At 60.9% G+C, this 6,573-nt stretch carries 3 protein-coding genes; all 3 read left to right on the forward strand.

What is annotated here, in order from left to right; all coding sequences use genetic code 11:
• The coding region (locus tag AC1DYI_RS23490) for a DUF1788 domain-containing protein (RefSeq protein WP_477206549.1) at positions 1 to 395 on the forward strand (395 nt) is incomplete at its 5' end.
• Positions 396 to 408: 13 nt separating this feature from the next.
• Positions 409 to 4,032, forward strand: a complete 3,624-nt coding sequence (brxC, locus tag AC1DYI_RS23495) for a BREX system P-loop protein BrxC (RefSeq protein WP_477206550.1) — start codon at positions 409 to 411, stop codon at positions 4,030 to 4,032.
• 55 nt (positions 4,033 to 4,087) lie between these two features.
• The coding region (gene pglX / locus AC1DYI_RS23500; RefSeq protein ID WP_477206551.1) for a BREX-1 system adenine-specific DNA-methyltransferase PglX at positions 4,088 to 6,573 on the forward strand (2,486 nt) is incomplete at its 3' end.

A 6,573-nucleotide genomic window follows, 5' to 3' on the forward strand; every position in this document is an offset into this window, starting at 1 on the left:
AGGCTGGCATCCGGTTCAAGGTCGTCGATCTCTTCGACTTTGTGATCACGCTGCTGGAAGAGCGAAATCTTCTGGACAAGGCCTTGGCCAAGCAGATGAAAGAGGGCGATGAGGCGGTGCTCAGGTCACTTCGGCCGATCCTGAAGGAAGACAAGTTGGCCGCGCGCCTCGTCGAGGTCGCTGGCATCCAAGAACTGGACCTGCTGCTCGTCAAGGGCGTTGGCGCGGTCTATCCGATGCTGCGCACCCATACGCTCTTGTCGGCACTGCATCCGCACATGCACGACAAACCACTGGTGATGTTCTACCCAGGCCGCTACGACGGCCAATCGCTGAGGTTGTTCAGCGAGCTTACAGACGACAACTACTACCGGGCTTTCAGCCTGGTCTCGTGATCAAGGGAGACACATGAAGATCAATGAACTGTTCGTCAAGCCGATCAATCGCCCCATCAACGGCGTCATCAAGGCCGATCAACGTGACGACGAGAGCGTCTGGCAGGAACTCGACGAGTACGTCACCACCAAGCAGGTGACGGACTACCTGCGGCGCTTCTTCGACGCCTACCTGGCCACGGTCGACCACCCGAATGACCCCACCATAACCGCGCGCATGGGCGTATGGGTGTCGGGCTTCTTCGGCTCGGGCAAGTCGCACTTCATCAAGATCCTGTCGTACCTGCTCTCCAACCTCGAGGCGACCAACTCACTTACCGGTGAACATCGGCGCTCGTCGCAGTTCTTCGAGTCGAAGATCAAGGACCCACTGCTCATCGGCGATGTTCGCCGCGCCGTGGCCGGCAAGACCGACGTCATCCTCTTCAACATCGACTCCAAGGCCGATGCCAAGAGCGACCGCGACGCCATCCTGCAGGTCTTCCTGCGCGTCTTCAATGAGATGCAGGGCCTGTCGGGCGATGCGCCGCACGTCGCGCACATGGAGCGGCACCTCATCTCGAAGGGCAGCTTTGAGGCGTTCAAGGCGGCCTTCAAGGCCTCCAACGGCAGCGAGTGGGATTCTGAGCGCGACGCGGTGGACTTCCTGCGTGACGACGTCATCGCCGGCCTGAGCGCTGCGCTGAAGATGTCGGCCGAGTCCGCTGGAAAGTGGTTTGACGATGCGCGCGACACCTACCGCATCAACATCGAAGGCTTCGCCGACCTGGTACGCGCCTACCTGGACGCCAAGGGCTCCGGCAACCGCATAGTGTTCCTGGTCGACGAGGTGGGCCAATTCATCGGCAAGAACACCCAGCTGATGCTGAACCTGCAGACCATTACCGAAGAACTCGGTGTGCGTTGTAAGGGCCGCGCCTGGGTCATCGTCACCAGTCAGGAAGACATCGACGCCACGTTGGGCGAAGCCAACCAGGCCCGCACGAACGACTTCTCCAAGATCACAGGCCGCTTCCATACGCGCCTGTCGCTGTCCAGCTCGAACACCGACGAAGTGATCTCGCAGCGCCTGCTTGAGAAGACCCCCGAGGCTAAGGCGGCGCTGGCCGCCGTGTGGAAGGCCAAGGGCGACATCATCAACAACCAGCTCTCGTTTGCCGACCACGCGGTTGCCTTCCGGCGCTTCAAGGACGCAGACGACTACGCCGCGCACTACCCGTTTGCGCCGTACCAGTTCCAACTGCTGCAGAAGGTCTTCGAGTCCATCCGCAAGGTGGGCGCCACCGGCCGCCACCTGGCGCGGGGTGAGCGGTCAATGCTCGATGCGTTCCAGACCGCTGCCGTGGGCAACGGCGACAAGGACATCGACGCGTTCGTCCCGCTGTACGACTTCTACCCCTCCATCGAGAGCTTCCTCGATTCATCCGTCAAACGTGCCATCGACCAGGCCGGTGAGAACCCGGCACTAGAGCCATGGGACATCAAGCTGTTGCGGGCGCTGTTCCTGATCCGCTATGCCGATGCCGTCAAGGCCACCGTGGACAACCTGGCCACCCTTTCCCTCGATCGGGTGGACGCCGACAAGCTGGCCTTGAAGCGCCAGATCCAGGAGAGTCTGGCCCGGCTGGAGCGGCAGAACCTCGTCAGCCGCAACGGCGACCTGTGGTTCTTCCTCACCAACGAAGAGCGTGACGTGTCGCAAGAGATCAAGTCGGTCGACATCTCGTCGGCCGAGGTCTCGCGCCTGGTGTCCGAGCTGGTGTTCGACGAAGTATTGAGCGGCCAAACCAAGGTGCGCCACCGCGACACCAAGACCGATTACGAATTCAATCGCTTGCTCGACGGCGCGCCGTGGCGCCAGGCCAACCAGCAGCTGACGCTGGAAGTGCTGTCACCCGTCGGCGGTGACTACGAGCAGATGACTGAGGCCAAGTGCATCGGCCGCAGCGCCGAGGGCGCCGGCCGCGCCATCCTGCGCATGGCCAACGATGCCCGGGTGGACGTGGAGCTGCGCACCTACGTGCAGATCGAGAAGTACATCAGCGGCCCGAAGACGGATGCGGCCACGCCGTCGCTCAAGCGCATCCTGCTGGACCGCAAAGACGAGAACCGCGAGCGCAAGACCCGCATCCTGGCGCAGCTGTCCGATCTGCTGAGCCGCGGCGACTTCTACGCCCTGGGCCAGAAGCTGACGCTGAAGCCGCAGGGCCCCTCGGTGATCCTGGATGAGGCGCTGAACTACCTCGTCTCCAACACCTACTCCAAGCTCGGCTACATCAAGGTGCGCCAGGCCGACCCAGCGGCCGAGATCCGCGCCGTGCTGGCGTCTGACACTCACGGCCAATACAAGATCGCGCTTGACGGCGAAGACGGCAATGCCCTCGCCATCGGCGAGATGCGCCAGTACCTCACCGTTGCGGCCGGCACCAGCCGCGTGCTGCTGTCCGACGTGGTGGACCGCTTTGCCGGTGCGCCGTGGGGCTGGCGGCCCGAGCTGGAAACGGTGCTGCTGATCGCCCGCCTGTTCATGGCCGGCGAGATCAAGCTGGTGATGGAAGGCTCTGATCTTGACCCCAAGTCTGCGGCCGAGCCGCTGACCAAGGCTGCACGCTTCAAGCAGGTGTCCATCCTCAAGCGAAAGACGGCGGATGCTGGCACCCGCGCCAAGGCCCGCGACCTGCATCGCGAGATCTTTTCGCTGCAACCGCCGGACGACGWAGACGGCCTCGTGGCCGCCTTCTGCGACAACCTGGACCAACGCAAGGCCGACCTGGAACGCGCCAAGCTCAAGGCCGAGCAGAAGCACTACCCGGGCGCCACGGAGGTAGCCAAAGCCCTGCAGGCGATTGACCGGCAACTGGCGATCCGCGACCCCTTCGAGTTTCTGAACGCCATGCTGTCGTCGCGTGACGACTGGCTGGACCTGGCCGAAGACACGCACGACGTGCTGAGCTTCTACAAGACGCAGGCCCCTGTCTGGGCGCGCATGCTCGATGGGCTGGTCAGCTTTGCCRACAACCGTGAAGCGCTGGTCAAGGACACAGCATCGGCCCAGCCTCTGGCCGACCTGGAGGCTATCCGCGGCAGTCCCAGGCCGTACTCCCAGGTCAATCGCATCGAAGGCCTGCTCACCGCGGTAGAGAAGGTCAACGAAGCTCTGGCCAGCGAGCGGCGCGAGAAGGCGCTGCTCTCCATCGACGCGAAGATCAAGGAAGCTACCCAGGCCCTGGACGACGCCCAGGCCGAGCCCACTGTGCGCAATGCGGCGCTCCGTCCGTTGCAAGAGCTGAAAGCGCAGTTAGCGGGCCTGGTGAGCATCCCGCGCATCATGTTTTTGCAGCAGCGTGCGGGTGAGTTGCTGGAYGAGGCGATGGACAAGATCGCCGCGGGCGTCGCTGCGGCGGCCAAGGCCAAGGCCGCAGTTAAGCCAGCGCCACCTGCCACGACTGGCGATGCGCCGACGCCCCCGCCACCGCCTGCGCCGCCGGCCGCCAAGCCGATCCGCGTGGTGCGCACCGCGGACCTGAACGCCAAGACCTACCTGGAATCCGAGCAAGACGTGGACGACTACGTGGCCAAGCTGCGCGCCGAGCTGATGGCCGCCATCGCAGCCGGTCATCGCGCCCGCATCCAGTAAGCGCCGCGCACGAGCAAAACAAGAGCAAGACCAAGACCGACCCCCAGGGACAGACATGAACAAGGCCAACCTCAAAAGCTACGCCCCCAAGGCCCGGCTGGACTTCATCAAGGCGGTGACCGAGCGCGCCAACGTGTTGGGCATCTCGGCCGCCGGCGTGGTACCTGCCGAAGTGCGGGGCGACGTGGCCCTGATCGATGGCCGCGAGTGGCCTGCCAAGGTGGCCGGCCAGCGCGACGAACTCATTGCCCGCATCAAGCGACATGGCTTCGAGCAAACCATGGACGAGGTGGCCTACACCTGGTTCAACCGCTTCGCGGCGCTGCGCTACATGGAGATCCACGACTACCTGGGTCACGGCTGGCGTGTCCTGTCCAGCCGTGACGGTGGCTTGCCGGAGATCCTGCGCCATTCCAGCGAGGTAACGTTGCCGGGCCTGAACGCCGACCGTGCGCGCGAGATGCAACTGGCCGGCAACCAAGACAACGAGCTCTACAAGCTGCTGCTGGTGGCCCAGTGCAATGAGCTTTCGCGGGTGATGCCCTTCCTGTTCGAGCGCATCGACGACGAGACCGAGCTGCTGCTGCCCGAAAACTTGCTGCGCACCGACTCCATCGTGGCCAAGCTCGTGGAGCAAGTGCCCGAAGAAGACTGGCAAGAAATCGAGGTCATCGGCTGGCTGTACCAGTTCTACATCAGCGAGAAGAAGGATCAGGTCATTGGCAAGGTCGTGAAGAGCGAGGACATCCCTGCCGCCACTCAGCTGTTCACGCCCAACTGGATCGTGCAGTACCTGGTGCAAAACAGCGTCGGCCGGTTGTGGCTGATGGCCAGCCCGACCAGCACGCTGGCCAGCCAGTGGCCGTGCTACATCCAGCCGGCCGAGCAAACGCGGGAGGTGCAGGCGCAGCTGGACGCACTGATCCAGACGAGGATCCGAGAGGACGGCGAGACCCTCAATCCCGAAACCATCACAGTGCTCGACCCGGCCTGCGGCAGCGGGCACATTCTTGTGGTGGCGTATGACGTGCTGAAGGCCATTTACCTAGAGCGCGGATACCAACCTAGGGCGATCCCACGACTGATCCTGGAACGAAACCTGTTTGGCATGGATATTGACGACCGTGCCGCGCAGTTGGCCGCATTTGCGTTGCTGATGAAGGCACGCGCCGACGACCGTCGCCTATTCACTGAGGTCCCCAAGCTCAACATATTGAGTCTCCAGGAGGGTAAGGGACTTGACCTCGATGAACTCGCAACTCACCTCGGCCCGTATGGCCTGCAACGCGCCCCACTCAAGAACCTACTTGATACTTTCGAGCACGCAAAAACGTTCGGCTCATTAATTCAGATTTCCGAGGAGCTCAAAGCCTCGATATCTGCGATTGGTGAGGGGCTGAAGCGCGCGCTCGATGAGGGCGACATGTACGCGCAACAGGCAGCTACGGATCTATTCAACTTGGTCGAGCAGGCGGCACTTCTAGCGAAAAACTTCGACTCGGTCATTGCCAATCCTCCGTATATGGGAAGTAAAGGCATGAATCCGATCATGCTGCAGTTTGTTTCCAGGACCTACGCTGACGAGAAGAGCGACCTTTACGCCTGCTTTATTTCGAGGTGCTCTGCCTTCGCCAAGTCAGGTGGCTTCTCCGCCTTGGTTGCGCTCCACAATTGGATGTTCTATACAACATGTGGAGAGATGCGGCGAAAACTCATATCGCAATCAAGAATAGACAGTCTCGTGCAGATCGGATTCAACAGTTTTCCAACGTTGAATAGCAAGGTGGCGTTGGCTGCTGCGTTTTCTAGCCAGAAGTGGGTGTTGCCTGGATTTAAAGCAAAGTATTTTGACTGCAATAAGGCGTCACCATCGGCCGACAAGGAGTCTGTGTTTAACGAACTCCGGGCGAAAGAGAGCTACTACATTCGAACCAGTGCAAGCTTCGGCGAGCTGCCGGGTTCGCCAATATCGTACTGGACGTCGCTCCAAACACGCCGCGTGTTCGCAAACTCGATTCCGATTGCAGATGTCGCGAGGGCCCGACAGGGCTTGTCGACATCGAACAACGAGAAGTTTGTTCGTGCTTGGCACGAAGTTTCCCTGCCGACTATCGATTTCACCAAATCGAGTCCAACCTCAGACTGGCGCTCCGAGGCGCGATGGGTGCCGTACAACAAGGGAGGGTTGATTCGACGATGGTACGGGAACAATGAGTTTGTAGTTGACTGGGAAGACAATGGCAAAACAATCAAGTCCTTGATTCCAAAGGCCGTAGTTCGAAATGAGTCTGCCTATTTCAAGAAGTCTATTACTTGGTCTGACATAACAATTGAGAATGCTTTTCGGCTACAGGACTCCGGATTTATCTTCGCGAATTCCGCGCACTCCGCCTTCTGTACGAATGAGGCCGACTACCTCACTGTCCTGGGCATACTAAATTCGCCTGTTGTGAACCATTTCATCAATGCTTTGAGTCAATCGCTGCATTTCGATGTTGGGTACTACAACATGCTGCCATTTCCTGGGGGGGGCGACAGCAC

Source organism: Ideonella sp. P3_A4 (genome assembly GCF_056403075.1).